Here is a 19856-nt window from a genome sequence, read left to right on the forward strand (position 1 = left end):
TTTTTAGTTTTCTAATGCCGCCCGTAAGAATCCATGATGCACATTGAGCTTCGCTCTCGCAGCAGCAGCATCCAGCCCACTCAGGATCATCAGAATGGCGGGCTTCACGTCGTAGTCCGTCTGTTTGAGTACCGCTTCAGCCTCTTCACGGCTTGCCCCTGTCGCTTCCACCACCATACGGCAGGCTCTGTCCACCAGCTTAATATTGGTGGCTTTCATATCCACCATCAGGTTCTGGTAGACCTTACCGAACTTCACCATTGCTCCCGTGGAAATCATATTGAGCACCAGCTTTTGTGCCGTTCCTGATTTCAGACGCGTGGAGCCGGTAAGCGCTTCTGGCCCGACAACCGGGGAGATTGCAATGGCAGCAACCTGCGCAATCGGCGAACCTGGGTTACAGGAGATAGCCACCGTGGTGCAGCCGGTCTGTCTGGCGTATTCCAGCCCCCCAATGACATAAGGTGTACGTCCGGATGCTGCCAGCCCGACAACCAGATCCTGCGCGGTCAGATTCAGTGCCTTCAGATCGTCCTCGCCCAACTGTTTGCTGTCTTCCGCCCCTTCGACGGCTTTCAGTAATGCACCTGGCCCACCGGCAATCAGCCCGACAACCAGACCGTGTGGGACGCCAAAGGTCGGCGGACATTCGGATGCATCCAGTACCCCAAGACGCCCGCTGGTGCCCGCTCCCATATAAATAATGCGACCGCCGGCTTTCAGCGCCGCCGCCGCCGCATCGACCGCCTTCGCGACCTCCGGCAATGTCTCTTTCACTGCCAGCGCGACCAGCGTATCCTGTTGATTGAAACGGTTAACCAACTCCAGGGTGGAGAGTGCATCCAGATCCAGCGTTTGCGGGTTACGCGCTTCAGAAACAAGTGAGCCAAGATTCATCTTTGTACCTCGAGAATTTTTAATTCATAATAATCACACTATAATGGAATATAAAATTCATTCAGGCGAGCAAAATTCTTATTTGCGCAGACAATCACATTTTCGCCAGGAGAACCTATGAACTGTTTAATTCGCATTCGCCAGCGTTATGCGGGCTTTGCTCAAAGCGACAAAAAGCTGGCGGATTTTTTACTTTCTCAGCCCGATCACGCGCGCCATCTCAGCTCGCAACAGCTGGCGAGTGAGGCCGGTGTAAGTCAGTCCAGCGTGGTGAAGTTTGCCCAGAAGATTGGCTTTAAAGGCTTCCCGGCACTGAAGCTGGCGATTAGCGAAGCACTGGTGAATAACCCTAATCCGCAGTCGATGCCGGTGCATAATCAGATCCGTGGCGATGACCCGATGCGTCTGGTGGGCGAAAAGCTCATCAAAGAGAATGTGGCGGCCATGCATGCCACCCTTGACGTGAATACTGAAGAGAAGTTGCTGGAAAGCGTAGCGATGCTGCGCACTGCCCGGCGTATCATTTTGACCGGAATTGGTGCCTCCGGCTTAGTGGCGCGTAATTTTGGCTGGAAGCTGACAAAAATCGGCTATAACGCCATTGTCGAACAGGATATGCATGCCCTTCTGGCCACCGTGCAGGCGATGGATCCTGGCGATCTACTGCTGGCTATTTCCTATTCCGGCGAGCGTCGCGAGATCAACATGGCCACCGATGAGGCCCTGCGTGTCGGCGGTAAAATTCTGGCAATCACCGGTTTTACCCCCAATTCACTACAACAGCGGGCAACGCGCTGTCTGTATACCATTGCGGAGGAGCAGGCCACACGCAGCGCCGCTATCTCGTCCACCAGCGCGCAAATGATGCTGACCGATCTGCTGTTTATGGCGCTGGTTCAGCAAGATCTGGAGCACGCCCCGAAACGTATCCGTCACAGTGAAGAGCTGGTAAAAAAATTGGTTTGAGCAGGGAATGCGCATATAATGCCCGCCCTGTTTGTGTTGTTTCTGAGAATTTCCTGATGGCGCTGTTAATCACCAAAAAATGCATCAATTGCGATATGTGCGAACCCGAATGCCCAAACCAGGCAATTTCAATGGGTGACAGCATTTATGAGATTAACAGCGACCGTTGCACCGAATGCATCGGCCACTATGAAACGCCGACCTGCCAGAAAGTGTGCCCTATCCCCAATACTATCCTCAAAGATCCGGCACACGTCGAAAGCGAAGAACAACTGTGGGACAAGTTTGTCCTGATGCATCACGCGGACAAACTTTAACTTTCAATAATCACCGTGGCACAGGCGTAGCGGCGTTCATCGGCAAGCGTCACATGCATGTGTGCCACGCCAAGTTTTTCCGCCAGTTTTTGCGCCTCGCCCCACAGACGCAGACACGGTTTACCCAGCTCATCGTTGAACACTTCAAACTGATTAAATGCCAGGCCGTTGCGAATGCCTGTCCCAAAGGCTTTCGCTGCCGCCTCTTTCACCGCAAAACGCTTTGCCAGAAAGCGCACAGGCTGTTGATGCGCTTCCCAGATAACCCATTCATTGTCGCTCAGCACGCGTCTGGCCAGGCGATCGCCGCTACGGGCGATCACCTCTTCAATACGGGCTATTTCGACAATGTCCGTGCCTAAGCCCAGAATGGCCATTACTGGCGTGCTTCCAGCATCAGGCGTTTCATTTCTGAGACCGCCTCTTTCAGACCACTCATCACCGCCCGGCCAATAATGGCGTGACCAATGTTCAGTTCGTGCATTTCAGGCAGTGCAGCAATCGCTTTCACGTTGTGGTAGGTCAGGCCGTGACCGGCATTAACCTTCAGTCCCAGGCTTGCCGCATAGGTGGCCGCTTTGGCGATACGCTCCAGCTCTTTGAGTTGTGTGGCATCGTCTTTAGCGTCGGCATAGCAACCCGTGTGGATTTCGATATACGGCGCGCCCACCTCAGCCGCGGCTTTGATCTGTTCGACATCCGCATCAATAAACAGAGAAACCAGAATGCCCGCATCCGCCAGACGTTTGCAGGCATCACGCATTTTGTCGCGTTGACCGGCCACATCCAGGCCGCCTTCGGTGGTGACTTCCTGACGTTTTTCCGGTACCAGGCAACAGAAGTGCGGTTTGGTGTCGCAGGCAATCGTCAGCATCTCTTCGGTAACGGCCATCTCCAGATTCATGCGGGTATCCAGCGTCTGACGCAGGATACGCACATCACGGTCGGTAATGTGGCGGCGATCTTCACGAAGGTGAACGGTAATGCCGTCAGCGCCAGCCTGCTCGGCGATAAATGCCGCCTGAACCGGATCAGGATAAGCCGTGCCGCGCGCATTACGCAGCGTAGCGATGTGATCAATGTTGACGCCTAACAGTAATTCAGCCATGACAATCCTCGATTTTCTTTTAATACAGTAATCTAACGCTTAGGCATAAACTGCCTGAATAATTCGCGGCTCTTTAAGGGCTTGCCACCAAGATACGGCTTGAGCGCAATTCGGGTAAAGCGTTTTGCGGCGCGCAGGGTATCCTGATCCGGGAACTCTCGTTCAAACAGCGCCCTGAGCTGACGACCAGTGAAGGTACTGTTATCGATGACGACGCTGGCAATAAAGCCTTTTTCCTCGCGATAACGGTAGGTCATTGTATCTTCGACCTGTTCACCGCTGCCGGCACAGTGCAAAAAATCGACGCCGTATCCCAGATGCCCCAGCAACGCCAGTTCAAACCGGCGCAATGCGGGTTCAGGCGTACCGGTTGCGCCAGCCAGCGCCTGGATACAGTGCAGGTAATCAAAGAAAAGTTCAGAGAAGCGGGTCTCATGTGCAAGAACGCGTGAGATGAGTTCATTGATATACAGACCGCTGTACAGCGTGATGCCAGAAAGGGGAAGCGCCAGGGAAACGGCTTCAGCGCTGCGCAGGGTTTTGACTTCCCCTCGCCCACCAAAGCGAACCAGCAGCGGTGTGAAAGGCTGTAATGCACCTTTCAGATTAGAACGTTTGGAACGTGCGCCTTTCGCAACAAGGCGCACGCGGCCCGACTCTTCCGTGAAGACGTCCAGCATGAGGCTGGTTTCGCTCCAGGGACGACTATGCAATACAAAGGCGCGCTGCCATCCTTCCATCATACTCGTCGTCTTTCAAGTTGCAGGTGCGTTGGCTGCGCCCGTTCACCCCAGTCACTTACTGAAGTAAGCTCCCGGGGATTCGCGGTCTTGCCGCCTTCCTGCACCTCGAAAGCCATAGAGTATGAAAACTACTGGTCTTCGCCGTAACCGAGACTGCGCAGAGCACGCTCATCATCGGCCCAGCCAGATTTCACTTTCACCCACAGTTCCAGGTGAACCGGTGCTTCAAACATGTCCTGCATGTCTTTACGGGCTTCGATGCCAATGGTTTTGATCTTGGCACCTTTGTTGCCAATCACCATCTTCTTCTGCCCTTCACGCTCAACGAGGATCAGGCCGTTGATGTCATAACCACCACGCTCGTTGCTCTGGAAACGTTCGATCTCAACCGTCACTGAATACGGCAGCTCTGCGCCCAGGAAACGCATCAGTTTTTCACGGATGATTTCAGAGGCCATAAAACGCTGGGAGCGATCGGTAACGTACTCTTCCGGGAAGTGATGAATAGCTTCCGGCAAATGCTTACGCACGATACTCGCGATGGTATCGACGTTCAGGCCAGTCTCAGCAGACAGCGGAACGATATCGAGGAAGTTCATCTGGCTGCCCAGCCACTGCAGGTGCGGCAGCAGATCGGCTTTTTCCTGCACGTTGTCCACTTTGTTGACAGCCAGGATCACCGGCGTTTTGCCATCACGCAGCTTGTTCAGCACCATTTCGTCGTCTGGCGTCCAGCGGGTGCCTTCCACAACGAAAATAACCAGCTCTACGTCGCCAATCGAGCTACTCGCCGCCTTGTTCATCAGGCGGTTAATGGCACGTTTCTCTTCCATATGCAGGCCAGGAGTATCGACATAAATCGCCTGATACGCGCCTTCAGTATGAATACCGACGATGCGGTGGCGCGTGGTCTGCGCCTTACGAGAGGTGATAGAAATCTTCTGCCCGAGCAGATTATTCAACAGGGTGGATTTGCCGACGTTCGGACGTCCGACGATGGCAATAAATCCGCAATAGGTTTTTTCTTCGCTCATTCCAGCTCCAGCATTTTTAACGCCTGTTCGGCGGCAGCTTGTTCCGCCTTACGACGGCTAGAACCTGTGCCAACCACCGGTTCACTCAGGCCACTGACCTGGCAATGGATGGTAAATTCCTGATCGTGCGCTTCACCACGCACCTGCACCACCAGATAAGATGGCAGCGGGAGGTGACGACCCTGCAAATATTCCTGCAAACGCGTTTTCGGATCTTTTTGTTTATCGCCCGGACTGATTTCGTCCAGACGGGTCTGATACCAGTTCAGGATCAGCTTTTCTACGGTCTGGATATCGCTGTCCAGGAACACGCCACCGATTAATGCTTCGACCGTATCGGCAAGAATAGATTCACGACGGAAGCCGCCGCTTTTCAGTTCACCCGGCCCAAGACGCAGACATTCACCCAGTTCAAATTCGCGTGCGATTTCCGCAAGGGTGTTACCCCGTACCAGCGTGGCGCGCATGCGGCTCATATCACCTTCGTCCACACGCGGGAAACGATGATAAAGCGCATTGGCAATCACGAAACTTAAAATAGAGTCGCCTAAAAACTCGAGACGCTCATTATGTTTGCTGCTGGCACTTCGATGGGTTAATGCCTGTTGCAACAACTCCTGATGATGAAAAGTGTAGCCCAGCTTACGTTGAAGCCGATTAATTACGATGGGGTTCATGCGATACCAATAAATGAATGCGTCAAAAATGCAGCACACGAAACCGACCTGAGAAAACCAACGCGGTTTCGTGTGCCGTGGCACCCTTACAGGGCCAACCTTAAACTTCGGGGGAATATTCTATACACAACGACAGGGGATGTCGTTAGTTCAAACAGATTTATCGCTTAAATAATTCACGTAGCCGCGAATAACCACGGCTACGTGTTCAATTAATGAGAATTAATGGATGCCGCCAATACGATTCAGACGGACACCGGTCGGCCATTCGCCTTCCTGTTTCTCAAAACTCATCCAGATTGCGGTCGCTTTACCAACCAGATTCGCTTCCGGCACAAAGCCCCAGTAACGGCTGTCCGCAGAGTTATCGCGGTTATCACCCATCATGAAGTAATGTCCCGGCGGTACGATCCAGCTGGCAAGCTGCTGACCTGGTTGCTGGTAGTACATACCCAGTTGATCCTGCGCAATAGGTACGGTCAGGATACGGTGCGTAACATCACCCAGCGTCTCTTTGCGTTCGACCAGACGGATCCCGTTCTCTTTGGTTTCGCCTTTTGGTACCTGGAAGAAACCGCTGGTTGCCTCGCCACCATTGCGACGAGCAAAGGTCTGCACAAAATCACTTGGCTCAACGTTCGAGTAAGTGATTGGTAGCGCGTTTTCACATGCAGTACCGGAGCTGCAGCCTGGCTGTACGGTCACTTCTTTGGCTACCGGATCGTAGGTCACTTTATCACCCGGCAAACCTACAGCACGTTTGATGTAGTCCAGACGCGGATCTTCCGGGTATTTAAATACCACAATGTCGCCACGTTTAGGATGACCGGTTTCGATCAGCGTCTTCTGGTAAATAGGATCTTTAATGCCGTAGGCAAACTTCTCGACCAGAATAAAATCGCCAATCAACAGCGTTGGCATCATTGAACCTGATGGGATCTGGAATGGCTCGTAAATAAACGAACGCACAACCAGAACGATCGCCAGCACCGGGAATACCGATGCACCTGTTTCCAGCCAGCCCGGTTTCGGGCCGACTTTCTTCAGGGTTTTCGCATCCAGCTGTTCGCCAGTGGCTGCCTGCGCGGCAGCCTGACGTTCACGGCGTTTCGGGGCGAAAATAAACTTATCCAGGCACCACAACAGACCCGTCACCAGGGTAGCGATGACCAGGATCAGGGCAAACATGTTCGCCATGCCAACTCCTTAAAGTTATTTGCTGTCTTTACCAACATGAAGAATGGCAAGGAATGCTTCCTGCGGCAGTTCAACGTTACCGACCTGCTTCATACGCTTCTTACCTTCTTTCTGCTTCTGCAGCAGCTTTTTCTTACGGCTGACGTCACCGCCATAGCATTTAGCCAGAACGTTTTTACGCAGCTGTTTCACGGTAGAACGGGCGATAATATGGTTGCCAATAGCCGCCTGAATCGCGATGTCGAACTGCTGACGTGGGATCAGCTCTTTCATCTTCTCAACCAGCTCACGGCCACGGTACGGCGCGTTATCGTTGTGGGTGATCAGCGCCAGCGCATCAACACGCTCGCCGTTGATCAGCACGTCCACACGCACCATGTTAGAGGCCTGGAAGCGTTTGAAGTTGTAATCCAGTGACGCATAGCCACGAGAGGTCGACTTCAGACGGTCGAAGAAGTCGAGTACCACTTCCGCCATCGGGATTTCGTAGGTCAGTGCCACCTGGTTACCGTGGTAAACCATGTTGGTCTGTACGCCACGTTTCTCAATACACAGCGTGATCACGTTGCCCAGGAATTCCTGCGGCAGCAGCATGTGACACTCTGCAATAGGCTCACGCAGCTCATGAATATTGTTCAGCGGCGGGAGTTTGGACGGGCTATCGACGTAGATAACCTCTTTCGACGTGGTCTCTACTTCATACACTACGGTGGGTGCGGTAGTGATCAGATCCAGATCGTATTCACGTTCCAGACGTTCCTGAATGATCTCCATGTGCAGCAGGCCGAGGAAGCCGCAGCGGAAGCCGAAGCCCAGCGCCGTTGAACTTTCTGGCTCGTAGAACAGGGAAGCATCGTTCAGGCTCAGTTTGCCAAGCGCGTCACGGAAGTTCTCATAATCGTCGGAGCTGACCGGGAACAGACCGGCATAGACCTGCGGCTTCACTTTTTTGAAGCCAGGCAGTGCTTTATCTGCCGGATTACGCGCCAGCGTCAGCGTATCGCCAACCGGTGCACCGAGGATGTCTTTAATTGCACACACCAGCCAACCCACCTCGCCGCATTTCAGCTCAGTACGGTCAACCTGTTTTGGCGTGAAGATCCCCAGACGGTCTGCGTTATAGACCTGGCCGGTACTCATCACCTTGATTTTGTCGCCTTTACGCATGGTGCCGTTTTTAATACGTACCAGCGAGACAACGCCCAGGTAGTTATCGAACCAGGAGTCGATGATCAGCGCCTGCAGTGGCGCATCCGGGTCACCTTCTGGCGGTGGAATATCACGCACCAGACGTTCCAGCACGTCAGGAACACCCACGCCGGTTTTCGCCGAGCAGCGCACCGCATCGGTCGCATCAATACCGACAATATCTTCAATCTCTTCCGCTACGCGCTCTGGATCGGCTGCCGGCAGGTCAATTTTGTTGAGAACCGGTACAACCTCAAGATCCATTTCCATCGCGGTGTAGCAGTTTGCCAGGGTCTGAGCTTCTACGCCCTGCCCGGCATCCACCACCAGCAGCGCGCCTTCACAGGCCGCCAGCGAGCGTGAAACTTCATAGGAGAAGTCAACGTGGCCTGGGGTGTCGATAAAGTTCAGTTGATAGGTTTCACCATCAGCCGCCTTGTAATCGAGCGTAACGCTCTGCGCTTTAATGGTGATACCACGTTCGCGTTCCAGGTCCATGGAGTCCAGAACCTGGGCTTCCATTTCACGATCAGACAGGCCACCGCAAATCTGGATAATACGGTCAGACAGCGTCGACTTACCGTGGTCAATGTGAGCAATGATCGAAAAGTTACGTATGTTCTTCATATAGTTAAATAATTATGCCTTACGAATTCCTGGAGGCCGCTGTTCTTAGCCTGACGTTTTTCAGTGCGAAAACGCAGCATTCTACACTACATACCTGTAACCTGGAAATGCACTTAGAGCCAGGTATAGCGTGAAGAAACGTCGTTTTCATTTTTGAGATGTAAATAATGATAAAGCCCGGTGGATCACCGGGCCTCAGAAGAGAGCGTTTCGACACGAAGTTGGTCTGGAGCCAGCGCAACGCTAAGGATGACGGGTTGCCACTCTTCACGAGCGGCAAGCTTAGGGGAGAAACCTTTGGCAAGCCAAAATCCGCCAACGCCCCCCAACGCAGCACCGCACATAGCGGCTACATCGGTGCCAAACAGCATCTGGAAGATCCCCCCCATCACGAACAACCCCACCAGTGGGGAGAGGTAAACCAGCATGGCGGAACTGAGCAGACTACCTTCAGCAATACCCAGTTCCACTTTTTGCCCTGCCACCAGCGGCTGTTCGCTCGACACAGAGAGCGTGTGCGAAGTCTGCGGTCCAAGTTTATTCAGCACGCGACTTCCACAGCCGGCTCTGGACGCACAGCTATTGCATGAAGCTTTTACATCACAGCTCACCAGCGCAACGCCGTCCTGCCACGATACGACCGTGGCCCACTCTTTAATCATTGTCCGGCCCTGAATTTAATGCTGTCAGAAATGCGCTTCGCGGTTTGCGGCGGTAATTCGCCGACAATGGTGATTTCTGCATTATCGCGTACCGTCGTGCTAACCGTCCGACGCCCGGTACGGAGAATTTGTTCAGTGCTGTTTGCCGTTGCGCGGTTGATGTTCACCGAGAAGCTGAACAAACCATCGGAATAGAGGCGCGATTCAACCGGTGTTTCAATGGTCGGTAACTGGCGACGGCTGCTGGAGATTTCGCTAAACCCTTGTGGGATCCAGGATGGTACCCAGTTGAAATTAATGGAATCTCCCGCAGGCACGGACAAAAGCGGCGGTAAGCTGGCTTTCGCCAGATTCTGCATGCTGCTCCCCACCTGATTGTTAATGGTAAAGGAGATCACCCGGAACTGTTCCAGCGTTTCACCATCACGATCAAGCAGGTCAACGCGCATTGGCAGCTTCGTCTCGGCATCAATCCAGACGATATAGCTGTAGCGCGTACCGTCACGCGCGACAACGCGAATGACTTCACACAGTCTGTCCGCAATGCGCGTACGCCCTACCGAGATAAAATCGTAGTAAGGGGCAAGACGTTTAAAATCGGTGTAGATGAGTGATGGCAGAGAATCGACAATATAGTCGCCATTCAGCGTGAAAGGTTCCAGGCCTGGCTCGAAATAGCTGATTTCTTTGCCACGCTGGACAACTTCCCGGCGCGGGCCATCCATCTGTAAAAGCTGGGCGAGAGGCTGGTTATCAAGGCGGGCATGGCGATAGCGTAACGACTCGACACCCTGCTTATTGATGCTGATAAATGCCAACTCGTAATTGAGTGACTGGCTGGCCAGATTCATTTGCTGCAACAACGCCCCGGATGAAACATCAGCCGAGGCGTTGGCAGAGAAGAACAGGCTACCCGCCATCAGAGACATGGCGAACCAAAGTTGCTTCATTACTGCGATTGCGTTCCTAAAGTTTGGTTTCCTGGCACCTGCACAGCGGCCTGCTGGGTTTGTGCCTGCTCAAACTGAAGCTGTTCAGAGTGCAGACGACGCTGCAACTCGTAATCCTGCAACATCGCATTAATGCGACGGCGTTGCTCCTGAACCTGCTGTTGCTGACCACCACTGGCGGAGGCATCAGCCGGTACACCCAGGCTTACCGGGCTGGCTTTGCCCATCATCGGCAGTGTATTAAACACTGGCGCTTCTGGCTGCTGGTTAGTTTCAGACTGAGTATTATAGTGCTGGACGCCAACGATAACTGCAAGCGATACGCATGCAGCCACACCCATTTGGGTAAGTTGACTGGCCCACGGACGCACCTTTTGCCAGAACGGCATTTTCTGCCACTGGTGAGGCGCAGGCTGAGCTTCAGGGATCAGCGGTGTGGTTTGATGAACAGGCTCGTTCTCAATAGCCGCCATTACGCGGGCTGAGATATCGAAATGGAGAACCTCGCCAGTGTCACCGCGCAGTGTGTCACGGATGAGATGATAGCTCTCCCAGGTCTCTTGCATCTCGGGAGAATGGGACAGCTCGTTGAGCAGCTCACTATCCAGCGTTTCACCATCCATTAAAGCGGAAAGTTTTTCTTTCTGCATGCCTAATACCTTTTCCAGTATCCCGCTATCGTCAACGCCTGATAAGCGGTTGAACTTTATTATCAATAGCTTCTCGCGCACGGAATATTCGTGAACGTACCGTGCCGACCGGACAATCCATGATAGCGGCTATCTCTTCATAGCTCAGACCATCCAGCTCCCGCAACGTAATTGCCATGCGTAAATCTTCCGGGAGCGACTCGATCGTGCGAAAAACGATTTGTCTCAGTTCTTCTGACAACATTAAGTTCTCAGGGTTCGAAATTTCTTTCAATGCACCGCCACTTTCAAAGTTCTCGGCGTCGATGGCGTCCACATCACTTGACGGTGGACGACGGCCCTGAGCGACCAGATAATTCTTTGCTGTATTCACCGCAATACGGTACAGCCAGGTATAAAAAGCACTATCTCCCCGGAACGAATCCAGCGCACGATAGGCCTTAATAAAAGACTCTTGCACAACATCAGGCACATCACCTGACGGCACATAGCGGGAAACCAGGCTCGCCACTTTATGCTGGTAGCGCACTACCAGTAAGTTAAAGGCTTTCTGATCTCCCTTCTGGACCCGTTCAACCAGGACCTGGTCCGTTAACTGCTCGCTCATCCGAGGTAATGTCTCCCCAAACCTAAATTCCACGCGTTATCGAAACGCCACTCTAAAAATACCGCACTTTGAGCAAGCACCGAGTTAGAGTGTCTGTTCTTCAATAAGTTCCGTCACGCCTTTGTTTTTGTTCATCGCGCCGCAGACCATTCATTTTCTCTCATTATAAGTCTGTTCACGATACGTACCCACTTTCTGACAAGAAACATCAAATTTCCCGCCGAAAGAGTAACGCAACACGGGCTTTATTTCACCACAAAATCTGAAGCTAACGATCTGCTTCGCAAAATATTTTCGTTCTTTTACCTCTTTTTAATCCCCCTGCAACAAGTTTAGCCATTACAACAAAGATCAAAAAAAACGTGCGATATCTCGCATTCAGGTGCTATTCTGACCAAACAATGTTTAGTAAATTAAACAAACATAATGAACACAACACCCGAACTTCATTGCGATGTACTGATCATCGGCAGCGGTGCTGCCGGTCTCTCACTGGCGCTGCGTCTGGCCGAGCATCAGAGCGTTATCGTTCTGAGCAAAGGGCCAATGAGCGAAGGCTCCACTTTTTACGCCCAGGGCGGTATTGCTGCCGTGTTTGATGAAACAGACAGCATTGCGTCACACGTAGAAGATACGCTGATCGCCGGAGCCGGGATCGTGGACGAACATGCCGCCGAGTTTGTCGCCAGCAACGCCCGCCACTGCGTGCAGTGGCTTATCGACCAGGGGGTATTGTTCGATACCCAGGTTCAGCCAAACGGTGAAGAGAGCTATCACCTTACCCGTGAAGGTGGGCATAGCCACCGTCGTATCCTGCATGCTGCAGATGCCACAGGGAAAGAGGTTGAAACCACGCTGGTCAGTAAAGCGCTTAGCCATCCTAATATTCAGGTTCTGGAGCGGAGTAATGCCGTTGACCTGATCATTTCCGACAAGATTGGTCTGCCCGGCACGCGTCGTGTGGTGGGAGCCTGGGTCTGGAATCGCAATAAAGAGAAGGTCGAAACCTGTCAGGCAAAAGCCGTTGTGCTGGCCACTGGCGGGGCCTCCAAAGTGTATCAATACACCACCAACCCGGATATTGCCTCCGGTGACGGTATCGCAATGGCCTGGCGCGCCGGTTGCCGCGTGGCGAACCTGGAGTTCAACCAGTTCCACCCGACGGCACTCTTCCATCCGCAGGCTCGCAATTTCTTACTGACGGAAGCCCTGCGTGGCGAAGGGGCTTACCTGAAACGCCCGGATGGTTCCCGCTTTATGCCGGACTTTGACGCCCGGGGCGAACTTGCACCGCGTGATATCGTTGCCCGCGCTATCGACCACGAGATGAAACGTCTTGGCGTGGATTGTATGTATCTGGACATCAGCCATAAACCGGCCGAGTTCATCCGCCAGCACTTCCCGATGATTTACGAAAAACTGCTGGGTCTGGGTATTGATCTGACTCGCGATCCCGTTCCCATCGTTCCCGCAGCTCACTATACCTGTGGTGGTGTGATGGTTGACGATCACGGTCGTACCGACGTGGATGGTCTGTATGCCATTGGTGAGGTAAGCTACACCGGGCTGCATGGTGCAAACCGTATGGCATCAAACTCGCTGCTGGAATGTCTGGTTTATGGATGGTCTGCATCGGAAGATATTGCCAAACGCATTCCATATACCCGCCAGACTTCGCGTTTACCCGCCTGGGATGAAAGCCGTGTAGAGAACCCGGATGAGCTGGTCGTGATTCAGCATAACTGGCACGAGCTGAGGTTGTTTATGTGGGACTACGTTGGCATCGTACGCACCACTAAACGTCTTGAACGCGCATTACGCCGCATCACAATGCTACAGCAAGAAATTGATGAATATTACGCCAACTTCCGTGTATCCAATAATCTGCTGGAGCTGCGCAACCTGGTGCAGGTAGCCGAGCTGATTGTTCGCTGCGCGATGATGCGTAAAGAGAGCCGCGGCCTACACTATACCCTGGACTACCCCGACCAACTGGCGGGATCCGGTCCGTCGATTTTGTCCCCGCAGGTTCACATAAACAGATAAAACGCCTGGGTCAGAGCAGTGTAATCTTCGGAGTAACGCTGGTCTGGCCCACGGATCACCATCCTGTCGTTAAAGCACTCCCCTTCTTGTGGTGAAAGTGCCAGCAGCACGCGGTGAGGTAAGCGTCCTTCGGTATCCGAAATATCGGTTCGTAAACGTAAGTTCCAGCCGATCTCCCGCGCAATCCCAATAAACGTGTTACCGGTATTTTCTGGCAGAACCACGCAGAAAAATCCCTCTTCGGAGATCAACTCTGCCGCACTGGTTAACAGCGCCTTATGATCGAGCGAACCGGTATAGCGAGCCTGCTCGCGTTCCGGCGAACCGCACTCGACACCTGGCTCATAGTATGGCGGGTTACTGACGATAAGATCGTAACGGGCTGTTTGTTCTGGTGCCCAGACCAGCACATCCGCGCACTCAACCTTAATCCGGGCGGCCCACGGCGATTCATCCGCATTTTCGCTCGCCTGCCCTGCGGCCTGTACATCCAGCTCAACGGCATCAATAGTAACGTGTTCTTCCGTGCGCTGCGCCAGCATTAAGGCCAACAGGCCGCTGCCGGTGCCGATATCCAGGATACGTTTAACACCTGCGACAGGTGCCCATGCTCCCAGTAAAATACCATCTGTGCCGACTTTCATCGCACAGCGATCGTGAGCCACAAAAAATTGTTTAAACGTAAAACCATCGCGGCGCAACTGCGCTTTGAGTTGAGACATGTCAGGGCAACCTTCTAAGTGAAACTGGAGTAGCATAGGGGAAAGCGAAGTGGTCGCAAAGCGATATCCATACAAACAGATGAAGATTACAGCCGTAACGTCTATAATCAGCGCCCCACACAGAGGTAGAACATGACTGTAACGACTTTTTCCGAACTTGAACTCGATGAAAGCCTGCTCAATGCTCTTGAGAGCAAAGGCTTTACACGCCCGACCGCCATTCAGGCAGCGGCCATTCCGCCTGCGCTTGAGGGCCGCGATGTGCTCGGTTCTGCGCCAACCGGCACGGGGAAAACAGCAGCCTACTTGCTGCCTGTCTTGCAGCATTTGCTCGATTTCCCTCGCAAAAAATCAGGCCCACCGCGCATTTTGATCCTGACGCCTACTCGTGAACTGGCAATGCAGGTTGCCGAACACGCGCGTGAACTGGCTGCGAATACCCATCTTGATATCGCCACCATTACCGGCGGTGTTGCGTATATGAACCACGCTGAAGTGTTCAGTGAGAACCAGGACATCGTCGTGGCGACGACTGGCCGTCTGCTGCAGTACATTAAAGAAGAGAACTTCGACTGCCGCGCGGTTGAAACGCTGATCCTCGACGAAGCCGACCGTATGCTGGACATGGGCTTTGCCCAGGATATCGAACACATCGCGGGTGAAACGCGCTGGCGTAACCAGACAATGCTGTTCTCTGCCACCCTGGAAGGGGAAGCGATTAAAGATTTCGCAGAGCGCCTGTTGGAAGATCCGGTGGAGGTATCTGCAACCCCTTCCACTCGTGAGCGCAAGAAGATCCACCAGTGGTACTACCGCGCGGATGATCTGGAACACAAAGTTGAGCTGCTCAAGCATTTGCTGAAGCAAGAAGACGCGACTCGCACCATCGTATTCGTGCGTAAGCGCGAGCGTGTGCACGAACTGGCTGAAATGCTACGTAATGCAGGGATCAACAACTGCTACCTTGAAGGCGAGATGGCGCAGGTTAAGCGTACCGAAGGCATCAAGCGTCTGACCGATGGTCGCGTAAACGTGCTGGTCGCCACCGACGTTGCTGCTCGCGGGATCGATATTCCGGATGTCAGCCATGTGATTAACTTCGATATGCCGCGCAGCGGTGACACCTATCTGCACCGCATTGGCCGTACCGGTCGTGCAGGCCGCAAAGGTATCGCTATTTCTCTGGTCGAAGCACATGATTTCCTGCTGCTGCAGAAAATTGGCCGCTATGTTGATGAGCCGCTGAAGGCCCGCGTTATCAGTGAGCTTCGTCCGACCACACGTGCCCCGAGCGAAAAAATGACGGGTAAACCGTCCAAGAAAGCGCTCGCCAAACGTGCTGAGAAGAAAGAGAAAGAAAAAGAGAAGCCGCGCGTTAAACAACGCCACCGCGATACCAAGAACATTGGTAAGCGCCGTAAGCCAAGTGCTGCTGCACCAGAGACGAAAACAGAAGAGTAAAAAAAAGCCGGGAAATTCCCGGCTTTTTTATTTCGCCCCCGTGGCTGAAACCTTACAGGCTTTCAGTAAAGGTACGCGCGATAAGATCGCGCTGCTGTTCCGGGGTCAGAGAGTTGAAACGTACCGCATAACCAGAAACACGGATAGTCAGCTGCGGATATTTTTCTGGGTGCTCAACGGCATCCATCAGGGTTTCGCGGCGCAGAACGTTAACGTTCAGGTGCTGACCACCTTCTACGCGCACTTCCGGTTTCACTTCCATTGGGATTTCACGGTATTCAATTTCGCCCAGTTTGCTGACTGGCACAATTTCATCTTCCGCAAAACCTGCTTTTGCTACTACACAGCGTGCTTCACCTTTCTCGCTGTCCAGCAGCCAGAAAGAGTTGAGCAGATCGTCGTTTGCAGCTTTAGTAATCTGGATACCTGTAATCATGTGATGCCTCCCTTAGGCTACAGTAACGGGTGTCGGCCTCTCGCGGCCAATTGGTAAAACCATTGTTGCTTGTGTGTATATATATCATTCAGGCATGGGTGATTTATTGATTTAAATCAACAAAAACACCAACCACATAAAGAGTGTGGTTTGAATTTATTGCTTCAGATCAATTTAGACACTTTACCAATTCAACTTATTTTGTATATTTTCAAAATGAATTTAGTCACTTAGACGCATTTTCAGCGTGGAATTTTGCGCACCGGGTTTTAACGGGTAAGCTAAGCGCAGATTGAGATTCGCAGGAGAGCGAGATGACAACACCTTTAACATGGCACGACGTGCTGGCAGCAGAGAAACAGCAGCCCTATTTTATCAATACCCTCAGTACCGTTGCCGCTGAACGGCAGTCTGGCCAGACAATTTACCCGCCACAAAAAGATGTTTTTAACGCCTTTCGCTATACCGAACTGAGTGATGTGAAGGTGGTTATCCTCGGACAGGATCCTTATCACGGGCCTGGACAAGCGCATGGTCTGGCGTTTTCCGTACGTCCGGGCATTGCCATTCCGCCTTCACTTCTGAATATGTATAAAGAGCTTGAAGGCACCCTGCCCGGGTTTACCCGGCCAAATCATGGTTATCTGGAAAGCTGGGCGCACCAGGGTGTGCTGTTATTGAACACCGTATTAACCGTCCGTGCAGGTCAGGCCCATTCCCACGCCAGTCTGGGCTGGGAAACCTTTACCGATAAAGTCATCAGCCTGATCAATGAACATCGTGAAGGGGTAGTATTTTTACTCTGGGGTTCTCACGCGCAGAAAAAAGGGGCGATTATCGACCGACAGCGTCACCATGTGCTGAAAGCACCACACCCGTCACCGCTGTCAGCGCATCGCGGTTTCTTTGGCAGTAATCACTTTGTACTGGCGAATGAATGGCTGGAAAAACGTGGCGAAACGCCGATTGACTGGATGCCTGTGCTACCGGCTGAAAGCGAGTAATTTGTTTTGTATGCCCGGAGAGCCGGGCATACAAAAAGCACAAATGCTTATGCTTTATTCTGACGCCACCATTCAGCCAGCAGTACGCCAGTTGCCACGGAAACGTTCAGACTTTCCACATTGCCAGTTCCGTCGATAGAGACGCTCAGGTCCGCACTGGACAGCGCAGCATCAGACAGACCATCGCGCTCCTGACCTAACACCAGCACCATTTTACGCGGCAGCGTTGCTTTAAACAGCGGCGTACCGGCATGGCTGGAAGTGGTTACGATGGAGTAACCCGCTTTACGGAACTGCTCAATGGCATCCAGTACGCTGTCACCGGTGATCGGTTGTACGTGCTCAGCACCACCTTCGGCAGTACGGATCGCCGCACCAGATTCCAGCAGTGCAGCATCCTGTAGCAATACGCCTTTCACGCCAAAGTGTGCACAGCTACGCATCATCGCGCCCAGGTTATGCGGGTTGCCCACATCTTCCAGCGCCAGTACGCAGTCATCGGCATCCGCCTGGCTGACCCACTGCTGAACGGTGGTACCGTTACGTTTTTTGATCAGGAAGCACACGCCACCGTGGTGTTCAGTGCCGGACGCTTTGGTCAGTTCGGCATCGTCAACCACATGGTAGGCTTTACGGTTGGCCGCCATCCAGCGCAGCGCTTCTTTAAAGCGCGGGGTTACGCTCTGGATAAACCAGGCACGGACGATGCACTCAGGACGGCTCTGGAACAGGGCCTGACAGGCGTTTTCGCCGTACACACGGGTCTCTTCCGCACGCTGACGACGCAGCACTTCCGGGTCGATAAAGCTCTTACCGCTGATACCGCCGTGATCGGCTTTTTCTGGCGTTTCATCGCCAGGGGCGCGAGAAACGGTACGCCACGGGGATGAGTTATCACGTGAGAAGTCATCACGTGGACGGTCATCGCGTTTGCGATCGTCACGCTTACGGTCATCACGTTTGCGGTCATCACCGCGGTTATTTCTGTCATCGCGGGCGGGGCGACGGCCACCGTCTGCACGAGAAGACGCCGGACGCCCGCCACCTTTTCCGGTACGCGGATTTTGGGTGCGTTTATCAGAGTCATCATCACTGCGGACATACATCACTTTGACCTTGCCGCTTTTGTTTTTCATTTCGTCGTTCATGCTTTTCTCCACCAGCGCTGCGCGAAGCGCGCAGATTACCCGATGTGTCAGCGCATAGCCATAATTTCGTACAAAAGCCTGCGACTATTGTTCTCATTGAATAAAACGCATTGTCGTTTCACACGGGCTCATTGATAATATGTAACATATTAGAAACATTATCGGCGTTCTGCCGCTGTCCCACGGCTCTATCAGAGGTTAGTTATGAATACCGTATGTGCCAACTGCCAGGCTCTTAATCGCATTCCGGACGATCGGATTGATGATGGTGCAAAATGCGGGCGTTGTGGCCATGAATTGTTTGATGGTGATGTCATTAACGCTACGGGTGCTACGCTGGACAAACTCCTCAAGGACGATCTTCCTGTGGTTATCGATTTCTGGGCTCCGTGGTGTGGCCCATGTCGTAGCTTCGCGCCCATCTTTGAAGATGTCGCCGAAGAGCGTAGCGGAAAGATGCGTTTCGTTAAAGTGAACACCGAGGCGGAACGCGAGCTCAGCGCGCGTTTTGGCATTCGCAGCATCCCGACCATTATGATTTTCAAGAATGGTGAAGTCATCGATATGCTTAACGGTGCAGTACCGAAGGCTCCTTTTGAAAGCTGGTTAAACGAATCGCTGTAACATTCGCGGGGCACATCTTGTGCCCCGTTCCTGCCTCTGCGAAAATGGGGTTTTCCCCCTGTATTTCGCTCATGACTGATAACGCTGTCCTTCAACTACGTGCCGAACGCCTTGCGCGCGCCACTCGCCCTTTCCTTGCCCGTGGCAACCGTATTCGCCGCTGCCAGCGCTGCCTGCTGCCGCTTAAAGTTTGTTTATGCGAGACGTTGGCCCCGAGCTCGGCGGAGAGCCGTTTTTGTCTGGTCATGTTCGATACCGAACCGATGAAACCCAGCAATACGGGTCGTCTTATCGCTGATATTCTGCCAGATACCGCCGCATTTCAGTGGTCACGCACGGAGCCGCCTCAGGCGCTGCTCGATTTGGTCGCCAGCCCGGACTATCAGCCGATGGTTGTTTTTCCGGCCTCCTATGCCGGAGAACAGCGTCAGGTGCTTTCCACTCCGCCATCAGGTAAACCCCCGCTGTTTATTATGCTGGACGGCACCTGGACCGAAGCACGCAAAATGTTCCGTAAAAGCCCGTATCTTGATGCGCTACCAGTGATCTCAGTGGATCTGTCTCGGGTCTCGACCTATCGCTTACGTGAAGCCCATGCTGACGGTCAATATTGCACGGCTGAAGTGGCGATTGCGCTTCTGGATCTGGCTGGGGACACCACCGCAGCCAGCGCACTGGGCAACCATTTCTCCTGTTTCCGTGAGCGCTATCTGGCGGGAAAAACCGTTCATAAGGGCAGCATCACAGCAACGGAGACGGAAAACGTTTAAAATCATCAGGCCGCTTGCATTC

The 19856-nt window shown here is 53.1% G+C and carries 23 protein-coding genes; 7 read left to right on the plus strand and 16 right to left on the minus strand.

What is annotated here, in order from left to right; genetic code table 11:
* Positions 1 to 3: 3 nt before the first annotated feature.
* Positions 4 to 897 (minus strand): N-acetylmuramic acid 6-phosphate etherase, encoded by an 894-nt coding sequence (murQ, locus tag HV318_RS07910; RefSeq protein ID WP_182272317.1) that lies wholly within the window; start codon positions 895 to 897, stop codon positions 4 to 6.
* Positions 898 to 1014: 117 nt separating this feature from the next.
* Between murQ and HV318_RS07915 the strand changes: the two genes are divergently transcribed.
* Entirely contained in the window at positions 1015 to 1863 is an 849-nt protein-coding gene (locus tag HV318_RS07915; protein ID WP_182272318.1) for a MurR/RpiR family transcriptional regulator, read from the plus strand.
* 56 nt (positions 1864 to 1919) lie between these two features.
* Positions 1920 to 2180, plus strand: a complete 261-nt coding sequence (locus tag HV318_RS07920) for a YfhL family 4Fe-4S dicluster ferredoxin (RefSeq protein WP_008502177.1) — start codon at positions 1920 to 1922, stop codon at positions 2178 to 2180.
* On the opposite strand, the gene acpS is transcribed toward HV318_RS07920, so the two are convergent.
* The 12 genes from acpS to rseD all read right to left on the minus strand — a co-directional run bounded on the left by acpS (position 2177) and on the right by rseD (position 11703).
* Positions 2177 to 2557, minus strand: a complete 381-nt coding sequence (gene acpS, locus HV318_RS07925) for a holo-ACP synthase (protein WP_182272319.1) — start codon at positions 2555 to 2557, stop codon at positions 2177 to 2179. The two genes, HV318_RS07920 and acpS, sit on opposite strands and share 4 nt — an antisense overlap.
* The gene (gene pdxJ, locus HV318_RS07930) at positions 2557 to 3288 is read right to left on the minus strand and encodes a pyridoxine 5'-phosphate synthase (protein ID WP_182272320.1); all 732 of its coding nucleotides are present in this window, start codon (positions 3286 to 3288) and stop codon (positions 2557 to 2559) included. Before pdxJ ends, acpS begins: the two co-directional genes overlap by 1 nt.
* 32 nt (positions 3289 to 3320) lie before the next feature.
* Positions 3321 to 4028 carry a DNA repair protein RecO gene (gene recO, locus HV318_RS07935; protein WP_182274558.1) on the minus strand — a complete coding sequence of 236 codons (708 nt, stop codon included), beginning with the start codon at positions 4026 to 4028 and terminating at the stop codon, positions 3321 to 3323.
* A gap of 131 nt (positions 4029 to 4159) precedes the next feature.
* Positions 4160 to 5065, minus strand: coding sequence for a GTPase Era (gene era / locus HV318_RS07940; RefSeq protein ID WP_182272321.1), 906 nt, complete (start codon positions 5063 to 5065; stop codon positions 4160 to 4162).
* On the minus strand, positions 5062 to 5742 hold the full coding sequence (rnc, locus tag HV318_RS07945) for a ribonuclease III (protein WP_003860711.1): 681 nt from the start codon (positions 5740 to 5742) through the stop codon (positions 5062 to 5064). Before rnc ends, era begins: the two co-directional genes overlap by 4 nt.
* A 222-nt stretch (positions 5743 to 5964) precedes the next feature.
* Positions 5965 to 6939, minus strand: a complete 975-nt coding sequence (lepB, locus tag HV318_RS07950) for a signal peptidase I (protein ID WP_182272322.1) — start codon at positions 6937 to 6939, stop codon at positions 5965 to 5967.
* 15 nt (positions 6940 to 6954) lie between these two features.
* Entirely contained in the window at positions 6955 to 8754 is a 1800-nt protein-coding gene (gene lepA / locus HV318_RS07955) for a translation elongation factor 4 (RefSeq protein ID WP_182272323.1), read from the minus strand.
* A 185-nt stretch (positions 8755 to 8939) separates the two neighbouring features.
* Entirely contained in the window at positions 8940 to 9416 is a 477-nt protein-coding gene (rseC, locus tag HV318_RS07960) for a SoxR-reducing system protein RseC (protein ID WP_182272324.1), read from the minus strand.
* On the minus strand, positions 9413 to 10366 hold the full coding sequence (gene rseB, locus HV318_RS07965) for a sigma-E factor regulatory protein RseB (protein WP_182272325.1): 954 nt from the start codon (positions 10364 to 10366) through the stop codon (positions 9413 to 9415). Before rseB ends, rseC begins: the two co-directional genes overlap by 4 nt.
* A complete protein-coding gene (gene rseA, locus HV318_RS07970) occupies positions 10366 to 11016 on the minus strand; it encodes an anti-sigma-E factor RseA (RefSeq protein ID WP_014832926.1) in 651 nt (216 codons plus the stop codon). Before rseA ends, rseB begins: the two co-directional genes overlap by 1 nt.
* A gap of 31 nt (positions 11017 to 11047) precedes the next feature.
* Positions 11048 to 11623: an RNA polymerase sigma factor RpoE gene (gene rpoE / locus HV318_RS07975; RefSeq protein WP_006176728.1), complete on the minus strand. Its 576-nt coding sequence runs from the start codon at positions 11621 to 11623 to the stop codon at positions 11048 to 11050.
* A complete protein-coding gene (rseD, locus tag HV318_RS24170) occupies positions 11620 to 11703 on the minus strand; it encodes a rpoE leader peptide RseD (protein WP_223605340.1) in 84 nt (27 codons plus the stop codon). Before rseD ends, rpoE begins: the two co-directional genes overlap by 4 nt.
* Positions 11704 to 12049: 346 nt before the next feature.
* Between rseD and nadB the strand changes: the two genes are divergently transcribed.
* On the plus strand, positions 12050 to 13669 hold the full coding sequence (gene nadB, locus HV318_RS07985; RefSeq protein WP_182272326.1) for an L-aspartate oxidase: 1620 nt from the start codon (positions 12050 to 12052) through the stop codon (positions 13667 to 13669).
* Here the strand turns inward: nadB and trmN are convergent.
* Positions 13654 to 14391, minus strand: a complete 738-nt coding sequence (gene trmN, locus HV318_RS07990; protein ID WP_182272327.1) for a tRNA(1)(Val) (adenine(37)-N(6))-methyltransferase TrmN — start codon at positions 14389 to 14391, stop codon at positions 13654 to 13656. The genes nadB and trmN overlap by 16 nt on opposite strands.
* 132 nt (positions 14392 to 14523) lie before the next feature.
* On the opposite strand from trmN, the gene srmB reads away from it, so the two are divergent.
* Positions 14524 to 15852, plus strand: a complete 1329-nt coding sequence (gene srmB / locus HV318_RS07995) for an ATP-dependent RNA helicase SrmB (protein ID WP_182272328.1) — start codon at positions 14524 to 14526, stop codon at positions 15850 to 15852.
* A 52-nt stretch (positions 15853 to 15904) separates the two neighbouring features.
* Here srmB and grcA read toward each other — a convergent pair whose 3' ends face one another.
* Complete coding sequence (grcA, locus tag HV318_RS08000) at positions 15905 to 16288, minus strand: autonomous glycyl radical cofactor GrcA (protein ID WP_182272329.1); 384 nt, start codon at positions 16286 to 16288, stop codon at positions 15905 to 15907.
* Between the two features lie 314 nt (positions 16289 to 16602).
* Here grcA and ung point away from each other — a divergent pair, with 314 nt between their 5' ends.
* On the plus strand, positions 16603 to 17292 hold the full coding sequence (ung, locus tag HV318_RS08005; protein ID WP_182272330.1) for a uracil-DNA glycosylase: 690 nt from the start codon (positions 16603 to 16605) through the stop codon (positions 17290 to 17292).
* 47 nt (positions 17293 to 17339) lie between these two features.
* On the opposite strand, the gene HV318_RS08010 is transcribed toward ung, so the two are convergent.
* A complete protein-coding gene (locus HV318_RS08010; RefSeq protein WP_182272331.1) occupies positions 17340 to 18440 on the minus strand; it encodes a tRNA/rRNA methyltransferase in 1101 nt (366 codons plus the stop codon).
* A 204-nt stretch (positions 18441 to 18644) separates the two neighbouring features.
* Between HV318_RS08010 and trxC the strand changes: the two genes are divergently transcribed.
* Together trxC and tapT are read left to right on the plus strand one after the other, a co-directional pair.
* A complete protein-coding gene (gene trxC / locus HV318_RS08015; RefSeq protein WP_182272332.1) occupies positions 18645 to 19064 on the plus strand; it encodes a thioredoxin TrxC in 420 nt (139 codons plus the stop codon).
* 71 nt (positions 19065 to 19135) lie between these two features.
* Positions 19136 to 19834, plus strand: coding sequence for a tRNA-uridine aminocarboxypropyltransferase (tapT, locus tag HV318_RS08020; RefSeq protein ID WP_182272333.1), 699 nt, complete (start codon positions 19136 to 19138; stop codon positions 19832 to 19834).
* Positions 19835 to 19856 lie beyond the last annotated feature (22 nt).

Origin of the sequence: Enterobacter sp. RHBSTW-00901, assembly GCF_014103115.1 — a bacterium.
Taxonomy (GTDB): domain Bacteria; phylum Pseudomonadota; class Gammaproteobacteria; order Enterobacterales; family Enterobacteriaceae; genus Enterobacter; species Enterobacter cloacae_P.